This is a genomic window from Pseudomonas sp. FW507-12TSA (genome assembly GCF_058781435.1).
Genome location: NZ_JBYSWT010000004.1, coordinates 126,795 through 149,460 on the forward strand (window position 1 = coordinate 126,795; position 22,666 = coordinate 149,460).

Annotated in this window: 24 protein-coding genes; 21 read left to right on the plus strand and 3 right to left on the minus strand. The window is 61.4% G+C overall.

From position 1 onward, the window contains the following. Nucleotide 1 precedes the first annotated feature (1 nt). From kdsA to ispD, 4 genes are all read left to right on the plus strand, one after another. Nucleotides 2-847 carry a 3-deoxy-8-phosphooctulonate synthase gene (gene kdsA, locus AC3WK8_RS05495; protein ID WP_031320992.1) on the plus strand — a complete coding sequence of 282 codons (846 nt, stop codon included), beginning with the start codon at nucleotides 2-4 and terminating at the stop codon, nucleotides 845-847. A gap of 155 nt (nucleotides 848-1,002) precedes the next feature. Further along, nucleotides 1,003-2,292, plus strand: coding sequence for a phosphopyruvate hydratase (gene eno / locus AC3WK8_RS05500; RefSeq protein ID WP_022642592.1), 1,290 nt, complete (start codon nucleotides 1,003-1,005; stop codon nucleotides 2,290-2,292). 172 nt (nucleotides 2,293-2,464) lie between these two features. Further along, nucleotides 2,465-2,743 carry a cell division protein FtsB gene (ftsB, locus tag AC3WK8_RS05505; protein ID WP_022642593.1) on the plus strand — a complete coding sequence of 93 codons (279 nt, stop codon included), beginning with the start codon at nucleotides 2,465-2,467 and terminating at the stop codon, nucleotides 2,741-2,743. Further along, on the plus strand, nucleotides 2,740-3,447 hold the full coding sequence (ispD, locus tag AC3WK8_RS05510) for a 2-C-methyl-D-erythritol 4-phosphate cytidylyltransferase (protein WP_103324138.1): 708 nt from the start codon (nucleotides 2,740-2,742) through the stop codon (nucleotides 3,445-3,447). Before ftsB ends, ispD begins: the two co-directional genes overlap by 4 nt. Nucleotides 3,448-3,484: 37 nt before the next feature. On the opposite strand, the gene AC3WK8_RS05515 is transcribed toward ispD, so the two are convergent. After that, on the minus strand, nucleotides 3,485-4,384 hold the full coding sequence (locus tag AC3WK8_RS05515; RefSeq protein WP_103324139.1) for a LysR family transcriptional regulator: 900 nt from the start codon (nucleotides 4,382-4,384) through the stop codon (nucleotides 3,485-3,487). Between the two features lie 106 nt (nucleotides 4,385-4,490). On the opposite strand from AC3WK8_RS05515, the gene AC3WK8_RS05520 reads away from it, so the two are divergent. The 8 genes from AC3WK8_RS05520 to rpoS all read left to right on the plus strand — a co-directional run bounded on the left by AC3WK8_RS05520 (nucleotide 4,491) and on the right by rpoS (nucleotide 11,787). Next, on the plus strand, nucleotides 4,491-5,603 hold the full coding sequence (locus AC3WK8_RS05520) for an S-(hydroxymethyl)glutathione dehydrogenase/class III alcohol dehydrogenase (protein WP_022642596.1): 1,113 nt from the start codon (nucleotides 4,491-4,493) through the stop codon (nucleotides 5,601-5,603). Nucleotides 5,604-5,694: 91 nt separating this feature from the next. After that, a complete protein-coding gene (gene fghA / locus AC3WK8_RS05525; RefSeq protein WP_103324140.1) occupies nucleotides 5,695-6,540 on the plus strand; it encodes an S-formylglutathione hydrolase in 846 nt (281 codons plus the stop codon). Nucleotides 6,541-6,642: 102 nt separating this feature from the next. After that, complete coding sequence (gene ispF, locus AC3WK8_RS05530; RefSeq protein WP_053134494.1) at nucleotides 6,643-7,116, plus strand: 2-C-methyl-D-erythritol 2,4-cyclodiphosphate synthase; 474 nt, start codon at nucleotides 6,643-6,645, stop codon at nucleotides 7,114-7,116. Continuing rightward, nucleotides 7,113-8,171, plus strand: coding sequence for a tRNA pseudouridine(13) synthase TruD (truD, locus tag AC3WK8_RS05535; RefSeq protein ID WP_085596143.1), 1,059 nt, complete (start codon nucleotides 7,113-7,115; stop codon nucleotides 8,169-8,171). The genes ispF and truD overlap by 4 nt, the downstream gene beginning before the upstream one ends. Further along, entirely contained in the window at nucleotides 8,159-8,908 is a 750-nt protein-coding gene (gene surE, locus AC3WK8_RS05540) for a 5'/3'-nucleotidase SurE (RefSeq protein WP_103324141.1), read from the plus strand. The genes truD and surE overlap by 13 nt, the downstream gene beginning before the upstream one ends. Nucleotides 8,909-8,949: 41 nt before the next feature. Continuing rightward, nucleotides 8,950-9,585, plus strand: a complete 636-nt coding sequence (locus tag AC3WK8_RS05545; protein WP_172681667.1) for a protein-L-isoaspartate(D-aspartate) O-methyltransferase — start codon at nucleotides 8,950-8,952, stop codon at nucleotides 9,583-9,585. 208 nt (nucleotides 9,586-9,793) lie between these two features. Then, nucleotides 9,794-10,669, plus strand: coding sequence for a peptidoglycan DD-metalloendopeptidase family protein (locus AC3WK8_RS05550; protein WP_103324142.1), 876 nt, complete (start codon nucleotides 9,794-9,796; stop codon nucleotides 10,667-10,669). A gap of 110 nt (nucleotides 10,670-10,779) precedes the next feature. Further along, entirely contained in the window at nucleotides 10,780-11,787 is a 1,008-nt protein-coding gene (gene rpoS / locus AC3WK8_RS05555) for an RNA polymerase sigma factor RpoS (protein WP_031320993.1), read from the plus strand. A gap of 514 nt (nucleotides 11,788-12,301) precedes the next feature. On the opposite strand, the gene fdxA is transcribed toward rpoS, so the two are convergent. Both fdxA and mutS read right to left on the minus strand, forming a co-directional pair. After that, entirely contained in the window at nucleotides 12,302-12,625 is a 324-nt protein-coding gene (fdxA, locus tag AC3WK8_RS05560; RefSeq protein ID WP_038442978.1) for a ferredoxin FdxA, read from the minus strand. A 143-nt stretch (nucleotides 12,626-12,768) separates the two neighbouring features. Beyond that, the gene (mutS, locus tag AC3WK8_RS05565; RefSeq protein ID WP_103324143.1) at nucleotides 12,769-15,348 is read right to left on the minus strand and encodes a DNA mismatch repair protein MutS; all 2,580 of its coding nucleotides are present in this window, start codon (nucleotides 15,346-15,348) and stop codon (nucleotides 12,769-12,771) included. 185 nt (nucleotides 15,349-15,533) lie between these two features. Between mutS and AC3WK8_RS05570 the strand changes: the two genes are divergently transcribed. The 9 genes from AC3WK8_RS05570 to AC3WK8_RS05610 all read left to right on the plus strand — a co-directional run bounded on the left by AC3WK8_RS05570 (nucleotide 15,534) and on the right by AC3WK8_RS05610 (nucleotide 22,046). After that, nucleotides 15,534-16,277 carry a LexA family transcriptional regulator gene (locus AC3WK8_RS05570; RefSeq protein WP_083456938.1) on the plus strand — a complete coding sequence of 248 codons (744 nt, stop codon included), beginning with the start codon at nucleotides 15,534-15,536 and terminating at the stop codon, nucleotides 16,275-16,277. A gap of 520 nt (nucleotides 16,278-16,797) precedes the next feature. Then, nucleotides 16,798-17,148, plus strand: coding sequence for a phage holin family protein (locus AC3WK8_RS05575; protein ID WP_085596139.1), 351 nt, complete (start codon nucleotides 16,798-16,800; stop codon nucleotides 17,146-17,148). A 95-nt stretch (nucleotides 17,149-17,243) separates the two neighbouring features. Beyond that, nucleotides 17,244-17,855 carry a hypothetical protein gene (locus AC3WK8_RS05580; protein ID WP_235777350.1) on the plus strand — a complete coding sequence of 204 codons (612 nt, stop codon included), beginning with the start codon at nucleotides 17,244-17,246 and terminating at the stop codon, nucleotides 17,853-17,855. Then, complete coding sequence (locus tag AC3WK8_RS05585; protein ID WP_103324144.1) at nucleotides 17,852-18,442, plus strand: phage baseplate assembly protein V; 591 nt, start codon at nucleotides 17,852-17,854, stop codon at nucleotides 18,440-18,442. Before AC3WK8_RS05580 ends, AC3WK8_RS05585 begins: the two co-directional genes overlap by 4 nt. A 43-nt stretch (nucleotides 18,443-18,485) precedes the next feature. Further along, entirely contained in the window at nucleotides 18,486-18,671 is a 186-nt protein-coding gene (locus AC3WK8_RS05590; RefSeq protein WP_022643381.1) for a hypothetical protein, read from the plus strand. A gap of 4 nt (nucleotides 18,672-18,675) precedes the next feature. Beyond that, nucleotides 18,676-19,002, plus strand: a complete 327-nt coding sequence (locus AC3WK8_RS05595) for a GPW/gp25 family protein (protein ID WP_053134502.1) — start codon at nucleotides 18,676-18,678, stop codon at nucleotides 19,000-19,002. Further along, nucleotides 18,999-19,880 carry a baseplate assembly protein gene (locus AC3WK8_RS05600; RefSeq protein WP_085596135.1) on the plus strand — a complete coding sequence of 294 codons (882 nt, stop codon included), beginning with the start codon at nucleotides 18,999-19,001 and terminating at the stop codon, nucleotides 19,878-19,880. The genes AC3WK8_RS05595 and AC3WK8_RS05600 overlap by 4 nt, the downstream gene beginning before the upstream one ends. Before the next feature lies 1 nt (nucleotide 19,881). Continuing rightward, nucleotides 19,882-20,487 (plus strand): phage tail protein I, encoded by a 606-nt coding sequence (locus AC3WK8_RS05605; protein WP_103324146.1) that lies wholly within the window; start codon nucleotides 19,882-19,884, stop codon nucleotides 20,485-20,487. After that, nucleotides 20,484-22,046 (plus strand): phage tail protein, encoded by a 1,563-nt coding sequence (locus AC3WK8_RS05610; RefSeq protein WP_103324147.1) that lies wholly within the window; start codon nucleotides 20,484-20,486, stop codon nucleotides 22,044-22,046. Before AC3WK8_RS05605 ends, AC3WK8_RS05610 begins: the two co-directional genes overlap by 4 nt. Nucleotides 22,047-22,666 lie beyond the last annotated feature (620 nt).

Genomic DNA, 22,666 nt, shown 5'->3' on the forward strand with positions numbered 1-22,666 from the left:
GATGGCGCAGAAGATCATCCGCGTAGGCAACATCGAAATCGCCAACGACAAGCCGATGGTGCTGTTCGGCGGCATGAACGTGCTGGAAAGCCGCGACATGGCGCTGAAGGTCTGCGAAGAGTACGTACGGGTTACCGAGAAGCTCGGTATCCCCTATGTGTTCAAGGCCAGCTTCGACAAGGCCAACCGTTCGTCGGTGACCTCGTACCGTGGTCCAGGCATGGAGGAAGGGCTGAAGATCTTCGAGGAGATCAAGCGGACCTTCAACGTGCCGGTGATCACCGACGTGCACGAGCCCTACCAGTGCGAACCGGTGGCCAAGGTATGCGACATCATCCAGCTGCCGGCCTTCCTGTCGCGCCAGACCGACCTGGTCGTGGCGATGGCCAAGACCGGCGCAGTGATCAACATCAAGAAAGCCCAGTTCCTCGCGCCCCAGGAAATGAAGCACATCCTGAACAAATGCGTGGAAGCCGGTAATGACCAGTTGATCCTCTGTGAGCGTGGTTCCAGCTTCGGCTACAACAACCTGGTAGTGGACATGCTCGGCTTCGGCATCATGAAGCAGTTCGAGTATCCGGTGTTCTTCGATGTGACCCACGCCCTGCAGATGCCGGGCGGCCGGGCCGACTCGGCCGGTGGTCGCCGCGCCCAGGTCACCGACCTGGCCAAGGCGGGCATGAGCCAATCCCTGGCCGGCCTGTTCCTGGAAGCCCATCCTGATCCGGACAATGCCAAGTGCGACGGTCCTTGCGCACTGCGCCTGGACAAGCTCGAACCGTTCCTGTCCCAGCTCAAGGCCCTGGACGAACTGGTCAAGAGTTTTCCGACGGTAGAAACCGCGTAAGACCAGTTTCTCCGGTAAAGTACCGCACGATTATTGCTCGGGCCTTCGGGCCTGAGCCTTATCGTCTGCAAGACTGCCTGTTTTCCCCGCCTTGCCGACGGTAGAAGATTTCCTACAGCTGCGTCGTTTTCGTCAACTTTGGAGTGTTTACAACAATGGCAAAAATCGTCGACATCAAAGGTCGTGAAGTCCTCGACTCCCGTGGCAACCCCACTGTCGAAGCGGACGTGCTTCTCGACAACGGCATCATCGGCAGCGCCTGCGCTCCGTCCGGTGCTTCCACCGGTTCCCGTGAAGCACTGGAACTGCGTGATGGCGACAAGACCCGTTACCTGGGCAAGGGTGTGCTCAAGGCGGTAGCCAACATCAACGGTCCGATCCGCGACCTGTTGCTGGGTAAAGACCCAATCGACCAGAAGGCGCTGGATCAGGCGATGATCAAGCTGGACGGTACCGAGAACAAGGCCAACCTGGGCGCCAACGCGATCCTGGCCGTGTCCCTGGCCGCTGCCAAGGCCGCCGCCCAGGACCAGGACCTGCCGCTGTACGCGCACATCGCGAACCTCAATGGCACTCCTGGCGTCTATTCGATGCCGGTGCCGATGATGAACATCATCAACGGTGGCGAGCACGCCGATAACAACGTCGACATCCAGGAGTTCATGGTGCAGCCGGTCGGCGCCAAGTCCTTCTCGGAAGGTCTGCGCATGGGTACCGAGATTTTCCATCACCTCAAGGCTGTGCTGAAGGCCCGTGGCCTGAACACCGCAGTGGGTGACGAAGGTGGTTTCGCCCCGAACCTGGCTTCCAACGAAGACGCCCTGAAGGTGATCTCCGAAGCCGTGGCCAACGCCGGCTACACCCTGGGCACCGATGTGACCCTGGCCCTGGACTGCGCAGCCAGCGAGTTCTACGAAGACGGCAAGTACAACCTGGCTGGTGAAGGCCAAGTGTTCACCAACGAAGGTTTCGCTGAGTACCTCAAGGGCCTGACCCAGCGCTACCCGATCATCTCCATCGAAGATGGCCTGGACGAGTCCGACTGGGCTGGCTGGAAGATCCTGACCGACAAGATCGGCGACAAGGTACAACTGGTGGGTGACGACCTGTTCGTGACCAACACCAAGATCCTGAAGGAAGGCATCGACAAGAAGATCGCCAACTCCATCCTGATCAAGTTCAACCAGATCGGCAGCCTGACCGAAACCCTGGAAGCCATCCAGATGGCCAAGGCCGCCGGCTACACCGCGGTGATCTCCCACCGTTCCGGTGAAACCGAAGACTCCACCATCGCCGACCTGGCCGTGGGTACCGCGGCTGGCCAGATCAAGACTGGCTCGCTGTGCCGCTCCGACCGCGTATCCAAGTACAACCAGTTGCTGCGTATCGAAGAGCAACTGAACGGCAAGGCCAAGTACAACGGCCGCAGCGAGTTTCGCGGTTAAGCTGTAGATGGTAAAAAGACACCGGATTGTGTCGGAAAAGTCGCTACAGCGAATTTTTTGCCACTAATCTGATGCCTTAAGAGCACAAGCCTGGTTTTTCCAGGCTTCGTGCTATCAGTAGGCCCGAAGTTGCAGGCATGGCTGTCTTTTTTCACTGGATACCCGATATTCGATGCGCAGTCCCAATTGGTTGTTCCTGGTCTTGCTCTTGCTGCTGGCTGGCTTGCAGTACCGCCTTTGGGTGGGAAATGGCAGCTTGGCCCAGGTCGCCGACCTGACCCAGCAAATTGCCGACCAGCAGGCTGAAAACGAGCGCCTGCTGGAGCGCAATCGCGTACTCGATGCGGAAGTCATGGAATTGAAGAAGGGCATGGAGACCGTCGAAGAACGGGCTCGCCATGAACTGGGCATGGTCAAGGAGGGCGAGACCCTCTACCAGTTGGCCCAATGAGCGTTCTGCTGCCGGCCTTCTGGGCCGTGATTCCTGCCGCGGGCGTTGGTGCCCGCATGGCCGCGGACCGTCCCAAGCAGTATCTGCAACTGGGCGGCCGCACTATTCTCGAACACAGCCTTGGCTGTTTCCTCGACCACCCCGGTCTCAAGGGCCTGGTGGTCAGCGTTGCTTCCGACGACCCCTACTGGCCGACCCTGGCCTGTGCCCAGGATGGACGAATCCAGCGGGTCGACGGCGGTACGGAACGCTCCGACTCAGTGCTCAACGCCTTGCTCCACCTGCATGCCCAAGGCGCTGCGGATGATGATTGGGTGCTGGTGCACGATGCCGCGCGACCTAACCTCGCCCGGGATGACCTGGACAAACTGCTGGCCGAGTTGGCGGACGACCCTGTGGGTGGCCTGCTCGCGGTGCCGGCCCGGGACACCCTCAAGCGTATCGACTCGCGGGGGCGGGTCCTGGAAACCGTGGATCGCAGCCTGATCTGGCAAGCCTATACCCCGCAGATGTTCCGCCTTGGCGCCTTGCACCGGGCCCTGGCCGACAGCCTGGTGGCTGATGTCGCGATCACCGACGAGGCCTCGGCCATGGAGTGGGCCGGCCAGGCCCCACGCTTGATCGAAGGGCGTTCCGACAACCTCAAGGTCACCCGCCCGGAAGACCTGGAGTGGTTGCGCCAGCGGTGGGCCAACCGTCGCTGACCCACCGCTGTAGCCGCAGGCTGCGATAAACCTGCAGCTACCGCTCCTGGTACTCCGGGCGCCGGGCCAGGCCTTCCTTGAGATAGTCCACCAGCTTGCGCACCTTGGGCGACAAGTGTCGTTGTTGCGGGTAGAGCGCCCATACCGCAGTGTTCGGCGGCTGATGGGCTTCGAGCAGTGAGGCCAGCGCGCCGCTCTGCAGATGCTCCAGCACGTAGTAGTCCGGCAGTTGGCACAGGCCCACTCCCTGCAACGCCGCATCCAGCACCGCCTGTCCGCTGTTGCAGCGCCAGTTGCCTTGAACCCGCTGGGCGAACTCACGGCCATCCTGTTCCAGTTGCCAGATATCCGAACTGCCGATCAGGCAGTTGTGGCGGCTCAACTCCGAAAGGCTATGGGGGCGACCGTAGCGCTCCAGGTACGACGGCGATGCACACAGGTACATGCGCCGGGGAGCCAGGCGGGTCGCCACCAGTCGCGAGTCTTGCAGGCGTCCCAGGCGCACGGCCAGGTCCAGCCCCTCGTGCAGCAGGTCCAGGGGCCGATTGCTCAATTCGATATCCACCCGCAACTGCGGATACAGGCCCATGAAGCTGGTCACCAGCGGCACGATGAAGCGCTCGCCGTAGGCCACCGCGCAGGTCATGCGCAGCATGCCCTTGGGCTCGCTGGCCAGGTCGCCCACGGCGCGCAACGCCTCTTCCCGGCCATCCTGCAAGCGCTGGCAATGCTGGAGGAAGGTCTGGCCGGCTTCGGTCAGGGTTAACCGGCGGGTACTGCGGTACAGCAAGCGAGTCTGCAGGCGTTCTTCCAGGCGGGCGATCTGCCGGCTGATATGAGAAGAAGAGACACCGAGGCGTTCTGCGGCAGCGGTGAACTGGCTGCATTCGGCCACGGCGACGAACTCGTCGATGCCTTCCCAGCGGTTTTCACTCATGATGATTGTCCCTGTACAGCAATAATGTTTTGCTTTTGATCGGATTATTCATCGTAGTGCGCTGTTTTACACTCCCTGTCTCGTTTTTATTCGCTGGAGACCCAGGATGATCAAGTCGCGCGCTGCCGTAGCCTTCGAGGCCAAAAAACCCCTCGAGATCGTTGAAGTCGATGTCGCCATGCCCAAGGCTGGCGAGGTGTTGTTGCGGGTGGTGGCCTCCGGTGTCTGCCACACCGACGCCTACACCCTGTCGGGCGCCGACCCGGAAGGCATCTTCCCGTCGATTCTCGGCCATGAAGGTGGCGCAGTAGTGGAAGCGGTGGGCGAGGGCGTGACGTCGGTGGCCGTGGGTGACCACGTGATTCCGCTGTACACCCCCGAATGCGGCCAGTGCAAATTCTGCCTGTCGGGCAAGACCAACCTCTGCCAGGCCATCCGTGCCACCCAGGGCAAGGGCCTGATGCCGGACGGCACCACACGCTTCTCCTACAAGGGCCAGCAGCTGTTCCACTACATGGGCACCTCGACCTTCTCCGAGTACACCGTGCTGCCGGAAATCTCCGTGGCCAAGATCCAGAAGGATGCACCGCTGGAGAAGGTCTGCCTGCTGGGCTGCGGCGTGACCACTGGTATTGGCGCGGTGCTCAATACCGCCAAGGTCAAGCCGGGTGACACCGTGGCGATCTTCGGCCTGGGTGGCATTGGCCTGTCCGCGGTGATCGGCGCAGTCAAGGCCAAGGCTTCGCGGATCATCGCCATCGATATCAACCCGGCCAAGTTCGAGATTGCCCGCCAGCTGGGCGCCACCGATTGCATCAACCCCAAAGACTACGATCGCCCGATCCAGGAAGTGATCGTCGATCTCACCGACGGCGGTGTGGACTTCTCCTTCGAGTGCATCGGCAACGTGCAACTGATGCGCGCCGCTCTGGAGTGCTGCCACAAGGGCTGGGGCGAGTCGGTGATCATCGGCGTGGCCGGTGCCGGCCAGGAAATCGCCACCCGTCCGTTCCAGCTGGTGACCGGCCGTGTCTGGCGCGGTTCGGCCTTCGGCGGCGTGCGTGGCCGCAGCGAACTGCCGAGCTATGTGGAGATGTCCGAGAAGGGCGAGATCCCGCTGGACACCTTCATCACCCACACCATGGGATTGGAAGACATCAACAAGGCCTTCGACCTGATGCACGAAGGCAAGAGCATCCGTTCGGTCATTCATTTCTAAGGAGCAGCGGCAAACTGCAAGCCACAGGCTGCAAGTGGGGGCAACCGCTCTCGCAGCTTGAGGCTTGCAGTATGTGCGCTGGAGGTCCGCCATGAGTCTGGAAAACCTTTCCTGCCAGAAAAGCTTCGGCGGCTGGCATAAACGCTACAAGCATCATTCCCAGGTACTGGGCTGCGACATGGTGTTCGCCGTCTACCTGCCGCCCCAGGCCGAGCAGGGCGGCAAGCTGCCGGTGCTGTACTGGCTGTCCGGCCTGACCTGCACCGACGAGAACTTCATGCACAAGGCCGGTGCCCAGCGCATGGCTGCCGAGTTGGGGCTGATCATCATCGCGCCGGACACCAGTCCGCGTGGTGCCGGGGTACCCGGTGACCCGGATGGCGCCTGGGATTTCGGCCTGGGGGCGGGGTTCTACCTCAATGCGACCCAGGAGCCTTGGGCCCAGCACTATCGGATGCACGACTATGTAGTCCATGAGTTGCCGGCGCTGGTGGAGGCGCATTTCCCGGCTTCCGACAAGCGTGGCGTCAGCGGCCATTCCATGGGTGGGCACGGAGCCCTGGTTTGTGCCTTGCGCAATCCCGGGCGCTACCGCTCGGTGTCGGCGTTCGCGCCCATCAACAACCCCATGGATTGCCCCTGGGGGCAGAAGGCGTTTTCCCGTTACCTGGGGGAAGAGCGCTCTCGTTGGCGTGAATGGGATGCCAGTGTCCTGATCGCCGAGGCCGGCGAAAAACTGCCATTGCTGGTGGATCAGGGCGACCGCGATGATTTCCTCGCCACTCAGCTCAAGCCTGAAGCCCTGCAGTTGGCGGCCAGGCAGGCCGGCCATGAATTGACCCTGCGCCTGCAGCCGGGCTACGACCATAGCTACTTCTTCATCGCCAGCTTCATCGATGACCACCTGCGCCATCATGCGCGGGCACTGAACGGCTAGGTCGTACGAGCCTTGGCGTCCGTCCGCGGGGACGCTCGTACCAGCCCTAAGGGCCAGCAAAGCAGGTAGAATCACGGCCTGACTTTTTCGGGGCGTTTTTTTATGCGTATTGGCCACGGCTACGATGTGCACCGTTTCGCTGAGGGCGACTTCATCACCTTGGGTGGTGTGCGTATCGCCCACCACTCCGGGCTGCTGGCCCATTCCGATGGCGACGTGCTGCTGCACGCACTCAGCGATGCCCTGTTGGGGGCCGCGGGGCTGGGTGATATCGGCAAGCATTTCCCTGACACCGATCCGCAATTCAAGGGCGTCGATAGCCGCGTACTGCTGCGTCACGTTGTCGCGTTGATCCATGCCAAGGGCTGGAAGGTCGGTAACGTCGACAACACCATCGTCGCCCAGGCGCCGAAGATGGCGCCGCATATCGCCACCATGCGGGCGCTGATCGCCGAGGACCTGCAGGTCGAGCTCGATCAGGTGAACGTCAAGGCCACCACCACCGAGAAGCTTGGTTTCACCGGACGCGAGGAAGGTATTGCGGTGCATTCCGTAGCCTTGTTGCTGCGCGCATGAACGAACTGCAACTGTTGGGCCCGCGGGCCTATGGCGATGCCTTGGGCAGCGCGGTGCTCAAGGCCACGGCCGAGGATTTCCAGGTCGATGAGGTCCTGGACATTCCTCTGAGCGGCGATGGCGAGCATTTATGGCTGTGGGTGGAAAAGCGCGGCCTGAATACCGAGGAAGCTGCCCGGCGGATCGCCAAGGCCGCCGGGGTCCCGCTGCGTACGGTGAGCTATGCCGGACTCAAGGACCGCCAGGCCCTGACTCGCCAATGGTTCAGCGTGCAACTGCCGGGCAAGGCCGATCCAGACCTGGCGGCAGCCGAAAACCACACCCTGAAGATCCTCAAGGCCAGTCGCCACAGGCGCAAGCTGCAACGCGGCGCCCATGCAGCCAATGGCTTCACCTTGCGCTTGACCGAGCTGCGGGCGGATCACGCGGCGATCGATGCCCGCCTGCAATTGATCGCCCGGCAAGGCATTCCCAATTACTTCGGTGCCCAGCGTTTTGGCCATGACGGCGGCAACCTGGTGGATGCCCGGGACTGGGCGGCACGCCAGGCGTTGCCGGAACAGCGCAACGTGCGTTCGCGCTTGCTGTCCGCCGCCCGTAGCTACTTGTTCAACCAGGTCCTGGGCGCACGGGTGGCCGACGGCAGTTGGCAGCAGGCCCAGGTGGGCGATCTGCTGGCCTTCACCGACAGCCGCAGTTTTTTCATGGCTGGAGCTGAGGAGTGCCACGATCCGCGCCTGGCCATTCTCGACCTGCATCCCACCGGGCCCTTGTGGGGCAAAGGCGACTCGCCTGCCGCCGGTGCTACCCAGATCCTGGAGCAGGGCGTCGCTACCCGTGAACCGGCGCTGTGCGATTGGTTGGTAAAAGCCGGCATGGAGCACGAACGACGCATCCTGCGGCTGCCCATTGGCGGTTTGACGTGGCATTATCCCGTGCCTGACATTCTGCAATTGGAATTCGTCCTGCCGGCCGGATGTTTCGCCACCGCATTGGTGCGCGAACTCGTCGATCTGGTGCCGGTGGGGCAGACGGACAGCCCATGCGTATTCTGATTTCTAACGATGATGGGGTAACCGCACCCGGTATCGCCGCGCTGCATGCTGCGCTGGCCGATCATGCCGAGTGCGTGGTTATCGCGCCGGATCAAGACAAAAGCGGCGCCAGCAGCTCGCTGACGCTCGACCGTCCGTTGCATCCGCATACTCTCGGCAACGGCTATATAAGCATCAACGGCACGCCGACCGATTGTGTGCATCTGGGGCTCAATGGCCTTCTGGAGCACGAACCGGACATGGTGGTCTCGGGCATCAACCTGGGGGCCAACCTCGGGGATGACGTCCTGTATTCCGGGACTGTCGCGGCCGCCCTGGAAGGGCGTTTCCTGCAACGTCCGGCGATTGCCTTCTCGCTGGTCTCGCGGCAGGTGGAGAACCTCGCCACCGCGGCTCATTTCGCGCGCAAGCTGGTCGAGGCGCAAGGCTTGCTGGATCTACCACCACGGACGGTGCTGAACGTGAACATTCCCAACCTGCCGCTCGATCGCGTCCGCGGTATCCAGCTGACCCGCCTGGGCCATCGCGCCCGTGCCGCGGCTCCCATGAAGGTGGTGGACCCCCGCGGCAAGGCCGGCTACTGGATCGCCGCCGCCGGGGACGCCGAGGATGGCGGTCCTGGCACCGATTTCCATGCGCTCATGCAGGGCTACGTATCCGTGACCCCGCTGCAGCTGGATCGCACCTTCAATGATGCGTTCAGGAGCCTGGACGGCTGGCTGGAGGGGCTGCGCTGATGGCCCGTGAGCAAGACGATCTGCTGCGCCGGGGAATCGGCATGACCTCCCAGCGCACCCGTGAACGCCTGATCCAGCGGCTCTACGATGAAGGCTTGTCCAACCCTCAGGTGCTGGAAGTCATCCGGCGCACGCCCCGGCATCTGTTTGTCGATGAAGCACTGGCCCATCGGGCCTATGAAGACACAGCGTTGCCCATCGGCCATAACCAGACCATTTCCCAGCCTTATATGGTGGCCCGCATGAGCGAGCTGCTGCTGGAGGCTGGCCCCCTGGACAAGGTGCTGGAGATCGGTACCGGCTCCGGCTACCAGACCGCGGTGCTGTCGCAGCTGGTTGAGCGGGTGTTCTCGGTGGAGCGGATCAAGGTCCTGCAAGATCGGGCCAAGGAGCGCCTGCAGGAGTTGAACCTGCGTAATGTGGTGTTCCGTTGGGGGGATGGCTGGGAGGGCTGGCCGGCATTGGCGCCTTACAACGGCATCATCGTCACCGCGGTGGCCACCGATATTCCTCAGGCGCTGCTCGACCAGCTGGCACCGGGGGGGCGCATGGTGATTCCGGTTGGCGCCGGTGAGGTGCAACAGCTGATGTTGATCGTCCGCGAAGAACACGGCTTTGCCCGGCATGTCCTGGGAGCGGTGCGGTTTGTACCCCTGCTCAATGGCCCCCTGGCCTGAGCATTTCTGCGAGCTGGGTGAATTCTGTCCGTCAGGCTGTGTCTTAGTGGCGTATCGATCGTCAACCTGTGGGGCGACGACCCGTGACAAACCCTGGTCGTCCCCTGTGCCGTGCCGGCGGTAAAGCGCCGGCGTCCGGTTATACTTGCGTCATTTCATGCCTGAGCCAGGCAATCTATATCGTCAACCATCAGAAAGGGAGCGGCGGGTGAGTCTCACAGTCATTGCGCAGCGTATGGGTACAACAAGCTTTCAGCGACTGATGATTGGCCTTGTCTTGAGTTCCTTGTTGGTTGGTTGCTCCAGCACCAGGTCCAGCAGCGTCGGAGTGGTTGATCGCAACAGCAATGCGGCACCGCAACGCCCGACCGTCACCACCGGCCAGTACGCCGTGCGCCGCGGGGATACGCTGTTCTCCATCGCATTCCGTTATGGCTGGGATTACAAGGCATTGGCCGCCCGCAACAATATCAGCGAGCCCTATACCATCCATCCGGGGCAAACCATTCGTTTCGATGGCCGCACCGGTACCGCTCCGGCTACCGTGGTGACCAGTACCCAGTCCTCCGGTGCTTCCTCCTCGAGCAAAACCACGGTCATTCGTCGCCCGGTGACGACCACTACATCTCCGGCAACAGGTGCCGCAACCAGCCCGGCGAACAAGCCGAGCCCAGCTCCGGCGCCGGTTCCAGCCACTCCGGCAGGCCCTGCGCCGACCGGTTGGGGCTGGCCTTCCAACGGTGTTCTCATTGGAAAATTTTCTTCAAACGGTAGTTTGAATAAAGGCATTGATATCGCCGGGGATTTGGGACAGCCTGTTTTAGCTGCGTCTGATGGGACGGTGGTTTACGCCGGGAGTGGCTTAAGGGGCTACGGCGAATTAGTCATCATCAAACACAGCGAAACCTACGTCAGCGCTTATGGTCACAACCGTAAGCTTCTGGTTCGGGAGGGGCAGCAGGTCAAAGTCGGACAGACAATTGCCGAGATGGGATCAACTGGTACAGACCGGGTGAAACTGCACTTTGAGATTCGCCGACAAGGTAAACCTGTAGATCCGCTGCAATTCCTGCCACGTCGTTGATCCGTTACCAACCTGTTCCACTCGCTCACGTAGAGGGAACAGGTTCCAGTGTTGCCAGGGATATAGGCGACGCTCGAGCCTGAGGTCGAACTCACCAAAGGACTATAACAATGGCTCTCAGTAAAGAAGTGCCGGAGTTTGACATCGACGATGAAGTTCTCCTTATGGAGAGCGGAATCGATATGGATTCGATGTCGAATAATGAGGGGGCAACTCCACCTTCCGTTCGCACCAAATCCAAAAGCTCCGCTGCGATCAAGCAACACAAGTACATTGACTACACTCGCGCGCTCGATGCGACGCAGTTGTACCTCAATGAAATCGGTTTTTCTCCATTGCTCTCTCCCGAAGAGGAAGTGCACTTTGCGCGTCTATCGCAAAGTGGCGACCCGGCTGGGCGTAAACGCATGATTGAAAGCAACTTGCGGCTGGTGGTGAAAATCGCCCGACGCTATGTCAATCGTGGGTTATCGCTGCTGGACCTGATCGAAGAGGGCAACCTCGGCTTGATCCGAGCGGTGGAAAAATTCGATCCCGAACGTGGTTTCCGTTTCTCGACCTACGCTACCTGGTGGATCCGCCAGACCATCGAGCGTGCAATCATGAATCAGACCCGGACCATCCGGTTGCCGATCCATGTGGTCAAGGAACTCAACGTCTACTTGCGCGCCGCCCGCGAACTGACGCAGAAACTCGATCATGAACCCTCTCCCGAGGAAATCGCCAACCTGCTCGAGAAGCCGGTGGCGGAAGTCAAACGCATGCTCGGCCTGAACGAGCGCGTTTCTTCGGTGGATGTCTCGTTGGGCCCGGATTCGGACAAGACCTTGCTGGACACCCTGACCGATGAGCGTCCGACGGATCCTTGTGAACTGTTGCAGGACGACGACCTTTCGCAAAGCATCGATCAATGGCTTTCCGAGCTGACCGAAAAACAGCGTGAGGTGGTCGTACGCCGGTTTGGCCTGCGAGGGCATGAGAGCAGCACCCTGGAAGACGTTGGCCTGGAAATTGGCCTGACCCGTGAGCGGGTGCGGCAGATCCAGGTTGAGGGCCTCAAGCGCCTGCGGGAGATCCTCGAGAAGAATGGCTTGTCCAGTGAGTCGCTGTTTCAGTAGCCGCTGACCTACCTATAAAAAGCCCCGACTGGTTCGGGGCTTTTTCATGGGGGGACGAAAAGTCTTGATTTGGAGGGGCACGTAGGAGAAGCGGAACTGTTCTTAATTCCCATGTAAGCCAAAGATTACTTTTTCGTAATCTATTGGGGCCCGATCACTTCTGAGTTGCCTAAATCAGCTTAGGTAATTTTTTATCTAACTGATTTAAAAGGTTTTTTATTTATTGCTGGATTAGGTTGGACAGAATTTCCCGCTGATAGTGCGATTGCCGTTATCTGGGAAGTCTCTAATATCAACCCTGTGTCGACGGATAGACACAGCCATCAAGGATGATGGTCAGGACATCGCAAGAAGCGATTCATCAGGATGATGACAAGGAACACAGGGACTAGGGAAAAAATGTGGGCGGGTCATACCGCCCCTTTTTTTGCCTGTCGAAAAGTGCAGTCGCAAGTCCCTGAGTCCATAAACGCAAAAAGGCCCGCAAGGGGCCTTTTCAAGGAACGCCGAAGTATCAGCGTTCGAGATCCTTGATCTTGCCTTTGACGCCATCCCACTCTGCGGCATCGGGCAACGAATCTTTCTTTTCAGTGATGTTCGGCCAGATTTCTGCCAGCTCGACGTTCAACTGAATGAATTCTTGCATCTCGTCCGGGACTTCATCCTCGGAGAAAATGGCTACAGCAGGGCATTCAGGCTCGCACAGCGCGCAATCGATGCACTCATCCGGGTGAATTACCAGGAAGTTCGGGCCTTCGTAAAAGCAGTCCACCGGACAGACTTCTACGCAGTCGGTGTACTTGCACTTGATGCAGTTGTCGGTGACGACGAAGGTCATTTCTAATTTTCTCCTCAGGCGGCGGCAGCGGAGCCCCTACAGGATTGGGGTCGCCAGGTTTGGGAGCGATAGTCTGTGGACCAGGCTAATAGTCCACAGCATCCCAAACCGCGCGAGATTCTAACAGCTTGAAGGCGTTCGCGTTAGATGCGTGTCTTCAATGTGTAAAGCATTTCCAGTGCCCGACGAGGGGTCATGTCGTCCAGTTCCAGCTTGGCCAACTCGTCCAGAACCGGGTGTGGCAGGCTGGCGAACAGGTCGCTTTGCTGCGGAACCGAGGTTTTTCCCGGTGCCGGTTTGGCTGCTTCATGGGGCAGGCTGGTGGTTTCCAGGCGGCTCAAATGCTCCCGTGCGCGGACGATCACAGTGCTCGGAACCCCGGCCAGCTGGGCTACGGCCAGGCCATAGCTCTGGCTGGCAGGCCCGGGCAGGACGTGGTGCAGGAAGACGATCCGTTCATTGTGCTCGGTGGCATTGAGATGCACGTTGGCCACCAGCGGTTCGCTTTCCGGCAGTACCGTCAGTTCGAAGTAGTGGGTGGCGAACAGGGTATAGGCCCGCAGGTGGGCGAGACGTTCTGCCGCAGCCCAGGCCAGGGAAAGACCGTCGAAAGTGCTGGTGCCACGCCCCACTTCGTCCATCAGTACCAGGCTGCGCTCGGTGGCGTTGTGCAAGATGTTCGCGGTTTCGCTCATTTCCACCATGAAGGTCGAGCGCCCGCCAGCCAGGTCGTCGCTGGAGCCGATTCGGGTGAAGATCCGGTCCACCAGGGACAGCTCGCAGCTTGCCGCCGGCACGAAGCTGCCGATATGGGCCAGCAGCACGATCAGCGCGGTTTGTCGCATGTAGGTGGATTTACCGCCCATGTTCGGCCCCGTGATCACCAGCATCCGGGTGCTGTCGTCCAGGCTCAGGTCGTTGGCCACGAACGGCGTGGTCAGCACCTGCTCCACCACTGGGTGACGACCCTGGGTGATGCGCATGCACGGTTCGCTGACGAAGCGCGGGCAGTTGAGATCCAGGTTCAGCGCCCGTTCGGCCAGGTTGCTCAGCACATCCAGCTCGGCCAGGGCCCCTGCGGTGTCCTGCAAGGGAGGCAAGTGGCTGATCAGGGTTTCCAGTAGCGCGTCGTAGAGCATCTTCTCGCGGGCCAGGGCGCGGCTCTTGGCCGACAGGGCCTTGTCTTCGAAGGCTTTGAGTTCAGGGGTGATGAAGCGCTCGGCACCCTTGAGGGTCTGGCGCCGGATGTAGTCCGCCGGTGCTTGTTCGGCCTGCTTGCTGGGCAATTCGATGAAGTAACCGTGGATGCGGTTGTAGCCGACCTTGAGGTTGGACAGTCCGGTCCGGGCTTTTTCCCGCGCTTCCAGGTCGATCAGGAACTGGCCGGCGTTCTCGCTCAGCGATTGCAGCTCGTCAAGCTCGGCGTCGTAGCCGGTCTTGAGCACACCGCCGTCGCGGATCACCGCTGGCGGGTTGTCGATGATGGCTTTCTCCAGCAGCGCCGCCAGTTCCGGATAGGTAGCGGTGGTGATGGCCAGTTGTTTGAGGTGCGGCGCTTCCAGTTCGGTCATCGCCACTTGCAGTTCAGGCAATGCCGCCAGGGCGTCCCGCAGACGTGCCAGGTCCCGTGGCCGAGCGTTGCGCAAGCCGATCCGCGCGAGGATCCGCTCGATGTCGCCGATTTCCTTCAATTGCGGTTGCAGGCGTTCGAAGCGGTAGCCGTCGAGCAGGCAGGTAATGGAGGACTGGCGTGCCTCCAGGACCTTCAGGTCACGCAGCGGTCGGTTCAGCCAGCGGGTAAGCAAACGGCTGCCCATGGCGGTCTGGCAGCGATCGACCACCGATTGCAGGGTATTGTCGCGACCGCCCGCCAGGTTGGTATCCAGCTCCAGGTTGCGTCGGCTGGCGCCGTCCAGCACCACGGTATCGTCCAGGCGTTCGTGGCGCAGGCTGCGCAAATGGGGCAAGGCGGTGCGCTGGGTTTCCTTGGCATAGCTGAGCAGGCAGCCGGCGGCGCCGATGGCCAGGGTCAGGGTTTCGCAGCCGAAACCCTTGAGGTCCTGGGTGGAGAACTGTTGGCACAGGCTCTTGTGCGCCGAGTCGCGCTCGAAGTCCCAGGGGGCTCGCCGCCTTGTGCCACGGCGCTTTTCCGCTGGCAGGCCCTGTGGCCAGTCATCCGGGATCAGCAACTCAACCGGATTGATGCGCTCCAGCTCCGCCAGCAGGTTTTCCCAGCCCTTGATCTCCAGGACGCTGAAGTTGCCACTGGTGATATCCAGCACAGCTAGGCCGAACAGGCGCTCGTCGCCCAGGACTGCGGCGATCAGGTTGTCCCGACGCTCGTCCAGCAACGCCTCGTCACTCACGGTCCCTGGCGTGATGATCCGCACGACCTGGCGTTCCACCGGACCCTTGCTAGTGGCCGGGTCGCCCACCTGTTCGCAGATCACCACCGACTCGCCAAGCTTGACCAGCTTGGCCAGGTAGCCTTCAGCGGCATGGTAGGGGATGCCGCACATGGGAATGGCCTGGCCTGCCGACTGTCCCCGTGCGGTCAGGGTGATGTCCAGCAGCTTGGCGGCCTTCTTCGCGTCTTCGTAGAAGATCTCGTAGAAGTCGCCCATGCGATAGAACATCAGCTGGTCGGGGTGTTGGTTCTTGAGCCGCCAGTACTGCTGCATCATCGGCGTATGGGAAGACAGATCGGAGGTATTTTTACTCATTGATATATAGGCGGATTCGTTGAATGGCTGATGCAAAGGGGCGCACAGGCCCGGCTTCTTGCTGATGGTCGCAAGGTTACCACGGGTGCCGGCGGCCTCGCAGGCGCCCGGGCAAGCCAGGGGGGGCGAATAAATGCATTGAATATGCAAAACAGCATTTGTCATCCCGGTAAAGTTCGAGCAATATGCGCTTTATGCAAATACGCAACGTTTCTACCGTCTTAAGAGAGCTGCTGGATCGCGATGGAATCTCCCCCACGGAGCTTCACCGTCGCACCGGTGTGCCTCAATCCACCCTCTCGCGGATCCTCAGCGGGAAGATCGTCGATCCTTCGGACAAGCACATTTCCAAGATCGCCGAGTATTTCCAGGTGAGCACCGACCAACTGCGCGGGCGCGTGGATATCGCCCCGGCCCGCAGTGCGGTGCGCGACGAGATTCATTCGGAACTCAAGGATATAAGCCTGTGGGACGACGATACCCCCGTCGATGACGACGAGGTGTCGGTTCCCTTTCTGCGCGAGGTTGAATTGGCTGCTGGATCAGGAAGATTCGTCATCGAGGAGAGCGAGCGCGCCAGCCTGCGCTTCGGCAAGCGCAGCCTGCGGCATAACGGCGTGCAGTTCGACCAGGCCAAGTGCGTCACGGTGCGCGGCAACAGCATGTTGCCGGTACTGCGTGATGGCGCCACGGTCGGGGTCAATGCCGGCAAGTGCGCCATTGGCGATATCGTCGATGGCGACCTGTACGCCATTAACCACAATGGCCAGTTGCGGGTGAAGCAGTTGTACCGCCTGCCCACCGGTATCCGCCTGCGCAGCTTCAACCGCGATGAGCATCCTGACGAGGACTACAGCTTCCAGGACATCCAGGAAGAGCAGATCAGCATCCTCGGTCACGTCTTCTGGTGGGGCATGTACGCCCGCTAACCCGCCACCCGCAAACCAAGCCCGCCCTGAGCGGGCTTTTTTTGTCCTGCAAAACCCCTTCACCCCCAGCGCCTATGCGGCCTCCATGCACGGGAGCAAAAAATGCGCATAAATAAATGCATTAACGCATTGACTACATATGCATGAATGCATAATATTCGTCTCAAGCCGTTCGAAAACGGCTGCAACACCGCTCTTTAGTGGCACAAGCAAAAGGCAGCGATGAATCGGCCTCGACGGTTCAGAGGGTTGGCAACTGACCCGGGTGTGCAGCGTAAAGCACCAGAAGCAGTTATCCGGCGGACAGGGGTCGCGGTCGGAGGAACAATTTGAATGGGTCCGTACCGCACCAGTAGTGCCGAAAGACCAAGGATTGCATTACTGAAAAGCCCGGGCGACCGGGCTTTTTGGAATGCCTGCCTAACGTGGGCCGCCAATAGACAGGGACCCCTTGAACCATCGTTTCGAGTTTTTCATCAACCGGCCGCTTCTTTGGCCCCAATCCACACGGGAGACCTGAATGACAAACGAGCAACAAGCGTTGCTGGATATGCCGATCTGGATGGTCATCGTCCTGGCGCTGCTGGGCGGCGTGTCCGGTGAAATGTGGCGTGCCGACAAGGAGGGCGCCCGTGGCTGGGCACTGCTGCGACGCCTGGCGCTGCGCTCCGGGGCCTGTGTGGTCTGCGGTGTCTCGGCGATCATGCTGCTGTATGCCGCCGGCGTCTCGATCTGGACCGCCTGCGCCTTCGGTTGCCTGACCGCCATGGCCGGCGCCGACGTCGCCATCGGCCTCTACGAGCGCTGGGCGGCCAAGCGCATCGGTGTGTGCGAGGTGCCCGAGCGTGACTCGCACTCCGATCGATCCTGAACGGCCTTTCATCAACCCCATTTGCACCTGCCGGCAAGGCCGGGCGGGTGCACCTTGCCTGTGCCTGGCCGGTGGAGCGCTGGCCGGCGCTTTTCATGCGTCTTGATCGACAGTGGTACCAGCGCGCCGGCCTGCGGGCCAGGGCCTCGCTGGTATCGCCGCCGACCCGATTCCAGGACTGGACAATGAGCGAACTGACGATATTGCACGACGCTATCGCCGCCACGATCAAGGCGGCGATGCCCGCTGTCCGAGCGGTGGAGGCGTTTCCCGAGACACCCGATGGCCTGGCCAGGCCGGCGATCGTCTTTGCCATCACCGCCATGGATCCAGCTGTTGATCCGGGCGATGGCCGTAGCTGCGTGAAGGCCACGTTCGAGGCCAGCATGCTGGTGGACGCCAACCTGCCAGGGGCAGCTTTGCAAGCGGTCGAACTGGCGGCCCAAATGGCCGACCTGCTGCATTGCCAGCACTGGAACCTCGATTTCGTCGAGGGCACCAGCAGCGTGCGGGCCAAGCCTGCCGACGCCACCAGCGAGTCGTGGCGCAAGAAGGCCTGGACCGTGCAATGGCAGCAGTTGGTGTACCTCGGCCAGGAACAGTGGCCATGGGCCAACCAGGGCCCGGGGTCGCTGCTGCTCGGTTTCGCTCCTGATACCGGGGCTGGCCACGAAGACGGCTACTTCTCCCCGGAGCAGCTGGCATGAGCTTTGTCGCCGCTACCCATGACCGCATGCTCGCCGGCCTGATCATTCCCTGCAGCGTGGTCGGGGTCGACCTGGCCGCCGCCATGGTGCGCGTATCCGACGGCGCCGGCTGGACCAGCGCCTGGGTGCGCTGGCACAGCCAGGCCGCCGGCAAGGCCCGGCACTGGCGGGCGCCGAGCCTGGGCGAGCAGGGGGCCTTGATCAGCCCCAGCGGCGAGCCGGCCCAGGGCACCTTCGTCCCGGGGCTGTATGGCAACGCCGGGACCCAGCCGGACAACCGCGACCACGTCGAGGTCTGGCGCTTCGACGATGGCGGCTCGCTGGTCTACGACTGGCAGGCCAAGAGCTACAGCATCAGCCTGCCCAGCGGCACCGTGACCATCCAGGTGGCCGGCAGCTCGGCGGTGATCACCGATAGCGCGATCACGGCCAAGGCCGACACCATCACCCTGACCGGGCAAGTCACCTTGAACGGTGATGTGCAGGTCAACGGCGCCAGCTTGCAGCACAACGGGGTGAACGTCGGTTCCACCCATACCCATCCGGGCGTGATGCCCGGCGGTGGCTCGACTGCCACGCCGCAATGACCACCCGCCCGCCACCGCGGGCTTTTTTATGCCTGGAGCAACCATGAGCAGCAAGAAAAAGAACACCGGCCCGGTCGTGTTCCGCGACACGGTCTACACCTCCCGCGTCCTGGTCCTGCCCGATGGGCGGATGCTGAACGTCGCCAATGGCCAGGTCGCGGTCGAGGCCAGCGACAACCTCGCCCGGGATTACCTGGGCCAGCACCCGGATCTGCAAGCGCAGGAGTGACGCGATGATCGGAATGGATCGCCGCACCGGCCAGTCGTTGTCGGGCATCGCCCATGTGCGCCAGTCCATCGAGGACATCCTGAGCACGCCCCTGGGCAGCCGGCGCATGCGCCCGGAATACGGCAGCAACCTGCGGCGCTTCGTCGACCTGCCAGTGACCGGTGGCTGGAAAAGCGCGGTACAGGCCGAAGTCGCCCGGGCGCTGTTGCGCTGGGAGCCGCGGCTGAAGCTGGAGCAAGTGCAGGTGGTTTCGGTGGTGGCGGGCCAGATCACCTTTCAACTGACGGGCCAATACCTGGGCAATAGTGCGATTTTGGAGGTGACGGCATGAGCACCCTGGATTTATCGGCGCTACCGGCGCCACAGGTGCTGGAAGCCCTGGATTTCGAAGCGCTGTACCAAGACAAGCTGGCGACCTTCCGCCAGCACATGGGCGGCAACTGGAGCGCCGCCCTGGAGAGCGACCCGGTGGTCAAGCTGCTGGAACTGGCGGCCTACCGCGACCTGCAATTGCGCGCCCGGGTCAACGATGCGGCCAAGGCCCTGCTGCTGGCCCACGCCCAGGGCAGCGACCTCGACCAGCTGGCGGCCAACGTCAAGCTCAAGCGCCTGGTCATCCGCCCGGCCGACCCGCAGGCGCTGCCGCCCACGCCGGAGGTCAAGGAGACCGACGACGCCCTGCGCGAACGCATCCAGCTGGCCTACGAAGGCCTGACCACCGCCGGCCCGCGCAACAGCTACATCCTGCATGCCCGCAACGCTTCGGCCCTGGTGGCCGATGCTGCGGCCCAGAGCCCGTCGCCGGCCTGCGTCACCGTTACCGTACTGGGGCTGGAGGGCGATGGCAGTGTCGCCCCCGAACTACTGGCGACGGTGGCCACCGCCCTCAATGACGAGGACGTGCGGCCCCTGGGCGATCGGGTCACGGTACAGAGCGCCCAGGTGCTGCCCTACCGCATCGATGCGGTGCTGCACATGAAAGGCCCCGGGCCGGAAAGCGATGCCGCGCTGACCGAGGCCCGGCGCAAGCTGGCGGCCTGGATCAATCCGCGCCGGCGCCTCGGGCTGGAAGTGCCGCGCTCGGCCATCGATGCCCAGTTGCACGTCGCCGGGGTCTCCAGGGTCGACCTGGCCAACTGGCAGGACATCGCCCCGACCCCGGCCCAGGCAGCCTACTGCACCGGCTACAGCATCACGCTGGGAGGCTGACATGAGCAGCCTGCTGCCGATCAACGCCACCCCGCTGGAGCGCGCCCTGGCCGCCGCCAGTACCGGCGACACCGCCGTCGTCCTGCGTACCTTGTACAACCCCGACACCTGCCCGGCGCACCTGCTCTCGCAACTGGCCTGGGCCTGGTCGGTGGATCGCTGGGACCCGACCTGGTCCGAGACGGTCAAGCGCAACGCCATCAAGGCCTCGTTCTTCATCCATGCCCGCAAAGGCACCATCGGTGCGCTGCGCCGGGTGGTGGAGCCCCTGGGCTACCTGATCGAAGTGGTCGAGTGGTGGCAGATGGTGCCCCAGGGCGAGCCGGGCACCTTCGCCCTGATAGTCGCTGTGATGCAGACCGGTATCTCCGAAGCGACCTACCAGGAGCTGACCCAACTGATCGACGACGCCAAGCCGGTCAGCCGCCATATGAGTGGCTTGGCCATCAGCCTGGAAACCGCCGGGACTATCGGTTACGGCGTGTTCCTGGAGCAGGGCGAAGAGCTCGACGTGTATCCCCCGGCATCTCGCGATATCGAAGTGATCGGCCGTTTGGCGCCGGTCGTGTGCATTGACGAAATAGACACCCTGGATGTGTACCCATGATCGATTCCAACAGTCAGTTCTTCGCCACCCTCACTGCGGTGGGCGAGGCGAAGCAGGCCAACGCCACCGCCCTGGGCATTCCCTGGACCTTCAAGGAGATGGCGGTGGGGGATGCCAATGGCACCGACCCCGTGCCGAACAAGACGCAGATCAAGCTGATCAACGAATGGCGTCGGGCGCCGGTCAACCAAGTGCGAACCGACCCCGCCAACCCGAATGTCATCATCACCGAGCAGGTGATCCCCCCTGATGTCGGTGGGCATTGGATTCGTGAAATCGGCCTGTTCGATGCCGACGGTGACCTGGTGGCGGTGGCCAACTGCGCTCCCACCTTCAAGCCCTTGCTGGCCCAGGGCACCGGCAAGACCCAGATCATTCGCATGAACTTCATCGTGTCGAACACCACGCAGATCGTGCTCAAGATCGATCCGTCGGTGGTGCTGGCCACCCGGCAATATGTGGATGACTCGCTGGCCACAGCGCTGCCAGCGAACAAAGCAGCAGGCACTTATCGGCAGGTCACCATTGATAAACGCGGTGTCGTACTCACCGGGACCAACCCGACGACAGTGGCCGGTTATGGCATTACCGATGCGTACACCAAGCCGGAAACCACAGCAGCGATCCAGCAGGCGGTGGCTGCGCTGGTCGCATCGGCCCCGGGCACTCTCGACACTCTGAAGGAGCTTGCCGACGCTCTGGGCAACGACCCGAATTTTGCTACCACCATGACCAACGCCCTTGCGGCGAAAGCCAACAAAGCGACGACTTTAGGGGGCTACGGAATCGTAGATGGAGCGACCAAATCGGACCTTGATAGCGCAGTCAGCGGGTTACTGCCTAAAGCTGGCGGCATAGTCTCGGGTCCTATTTATCTGGCAAATGGAACAGGGGACTCTCCAGAAATAGCGTGGAAGACGCCGGAACTTGAAGTCTATGCCGATGTTATAAATAGAACTCTTCGGTTCTTTTCTTACTTCAACGGGCAAACCGAGTTTCCGTTGGTGATTGATGTTCCAGGAAAGTCTGCATCATTTTTCGGTAATACGGCCTGGCACTCAGGCAACTTCAAACCACCGATCCAGGCGACCGAATCAGGTTTGGGTATTGCGAAGGTGGCGACTAACGCCCAAGTAGCGGCTCTGGTTGACGATCAAACGATTGTTACTCCGCTGAAGCTGGCGCCGCTTGCGAACAAAGTGTCGTCTCTAGAGGGACGACAGATATTCAGCAAACATTTTGTATCAACAGAGCAGATGATCACGGAAGGGGGCACCCTGACGATCCAGCACAACCAAGGGATGCCTGTGTTGTGGGAAAGCTATCTCATATGCAAAGAGTCGGAGCATGGCTACTGGCCCGGGGCGGTTCTCAACGTTACCAATGCTGTACCGGATAACGCCTACAACCTGGGGGTTTCTGTCGTTCCTGATGCGAACCAGCTGAACTGCAAGTTCGGGACGCAAATTGGGGTGTTCTTCGTTCTCGATTGGAGTACACGTACCACAAAAATTATCACTCCTTCCAAATGGCGGGTGTTTTTCAGGGTGCTGGCATGAGTACACGTTACGTTGTTGATAAGCAGGGGGCGTACGTTGGTGGTTTCGGCGAGGGTGCACCACTTCCGTTGGGAAGTATTGAAGTGGCCGAGCCGCCTGAGAGCGCCGATCAGCCCTGGTTGTTTCCCGGTTGGGGACCAAGCCCAGGTCGTGCACGAAGGGTTGAGGGTGAATGGCGTGATGGAGAGTTGCTGGCCATTGCCGCTCAGTTGGATGCTCTCGAAGAAGCCGAAGCAGGTGCGTCACCCTTTGATCTGCTCCCGGGCTCGCGTACTGGTTGGTTGAGGTATCGGGGGTTCGTTCGCAATTGGGTCGAGGGGATGCCGGGGTATCCCAATAAAAGCCAGCGCCCGAAGCGACCGGCCGGATTCCTGTCCTAGTGATATTTCTGTTGTAACGTCTAGCCGGTGGATCAAGTACAAGCAGTGCCAACATTTTTGTAAGTGATACCAAGTCCGAGACGGCTGTACATCAGCCGCAATCGGCAGGTTTGCCAAAAATCGAAAAACGCTTGTTGTGGCCCTCCTGGCTCGCCGAGCAAATACGCTAAACGCCCCGCACTGTCGGGGCGTTTTCATATCCGCGCCTTAGCGCACCGTCTTCTCTTCCAGCCCCGCCAC

Coding starts and splice junctions, on each gene's coding strand:
- kdsA (WP_031320992.1), top strand. CDS start 2: ATGGCGCAGAAGATCATCCGCGTAGGCAACATCGAAATCGCCAACGAC.
- eno (WP_022642592.1), top strand. CDS start 1,003: ATGGCAAAAATCGTCGACATCAAAGGTCGTGAAGTCCTCGACTCCCGT.
- ftsB (WP_022642593.1), top strand. CDS start 2,465: ATGCGCAGTCCCAATTGGTTGTTCCTGGTCTTGCTCTTGCTGCTGGCT.
- ispD (WP_103324138.1), top strand. CDS start 2,740: ATGAGCGTTCTGCTGCCGGCCTTCTGGGCCGTGATTCCTGCCGCGGGC.
- AC3WK8_RS05515 (WP_103324139.1), bottom strand. CDS start 4,384: ATGAGTGAAAACCGCTGGGAAGGCATCGACGAGTTCGTCGCCGTGGCC.
- AC3WK8_RS05520 (WP_022642596.1), top strand. CDS start 4,491: ATGATCAAGTCGCGCGCTGCCGTAGCCTTCGAGGCCAAAAAACCCCTC.
- fghA (WP_103324140.1), top strand. CDS start 5,695: ATGAGTCTGGAAAACCTTTCCTGCCAGAAAAGCTTCGGCGGCTGGCAT.
- ispF (WP_053134494.1), top strand. CDS start 6,643: ATGCGTATTGGCCACGGCTACGATGTGCACCGTTTCGCTGAGGGCGAC.
- truD (WP_085596143.1), top strand. CDS start 7,113: ATGAACGAACTGCAACTGTTGGGCCCGCGGGCCTATGGCGATGCCTTG.
- surE (WP_103324141.1), top strand. CDS start 8,159: ATGCGTATTCTGATTTCTAACGATGATGGGGTAACCGCACCCGGTATC.
- AC3WK8_RS05545 (WP_172681667.1), top strand. CDS start 8,950: ATGACCTCCCAGCGCACCCGTGAACGCCTGATCCAGCGGCTCTACGAT.
- rpoS (WP_031320993.1), top strand. CDS start 10,780: ATGGCTCTCAGTAAAGAAGTGCCGGAGTTTGACATCGACGATGAAGTT.
- fdxA (WP_038442978.1), bottom strand. CDS start 12,625: ATGACCTTCGTCGTCACCGACAACTGCATCAAGTGCAAGTACACCGAC.
- mutS (WP_103324143.1), bottom strand. CDS start 15,348: ATGAGTAAAAATACCTCCGATCTGTCTTCCCATACGCCGATGATGCAG.
- AC3WK8_RS05570 (WP_083456938.1), top strand. CDS start 15,534: ATGCGCTTTATGCAAATACGCAACGTTTCTACCGTCTTAAGAGAGCTG.
- AC3WK8_RS05575 (WP_085596139.1), top strand. CDS start 16,798: ATGACAAACGAGCAACAAGCGTTGCTGGATATGCCGATCTGGATGGTC.
- AC3WK8_RS05580 (WP_235777350.1), top strand. CDS start 17,244: ATGCGTCTTGATCGACAGTGGTACCAGCGCGCCGGCCTGCGGGCCAGG.
- AC3WK8_RS05585 (WP_103324144.1), top strand. CDS start 17,852: ATGAGCTTTGTCGCCGCTACCCATGACCGCATGCTCGCCGGCCTGATC.
- AC3WK8_RS05590 (WP_022643381.1), top strand. CDS start 18,486: ATGAGCAGCAAGAAAAAGAACACCGGCCCGGTCGTGTTCCGCGACACG.
- AC3WK8_RS05595 (WP_053134502.1), top strand. CDS start 18,676: ATGATCGGAATGGATCGCCGCACCGGCCAGTCGTTGTCGGGCATCGCC.
- AC3WK8_RS05600 (WP_085596135.1), top strand. CDS start 18,999: ATGAGCACCCTGGATTTATCGGCGCTACCGGCGCCACAGGTGCTGGAA.
- AC3WK8_RS05605 (WP_103324146.1), top strand. CDS start 19,882: ATGAGCAGCCTGCTGCCGATCAACGCCACCCCGCTGGAGCGCGCCCTG.
- AC3WK8_RS05610 (WP_103324147.1), top strand. CDS start 20,484: ATGATCGATTCCAACAGTCAGTTCTTCGCCACCCTCACTGCGGTGGGC.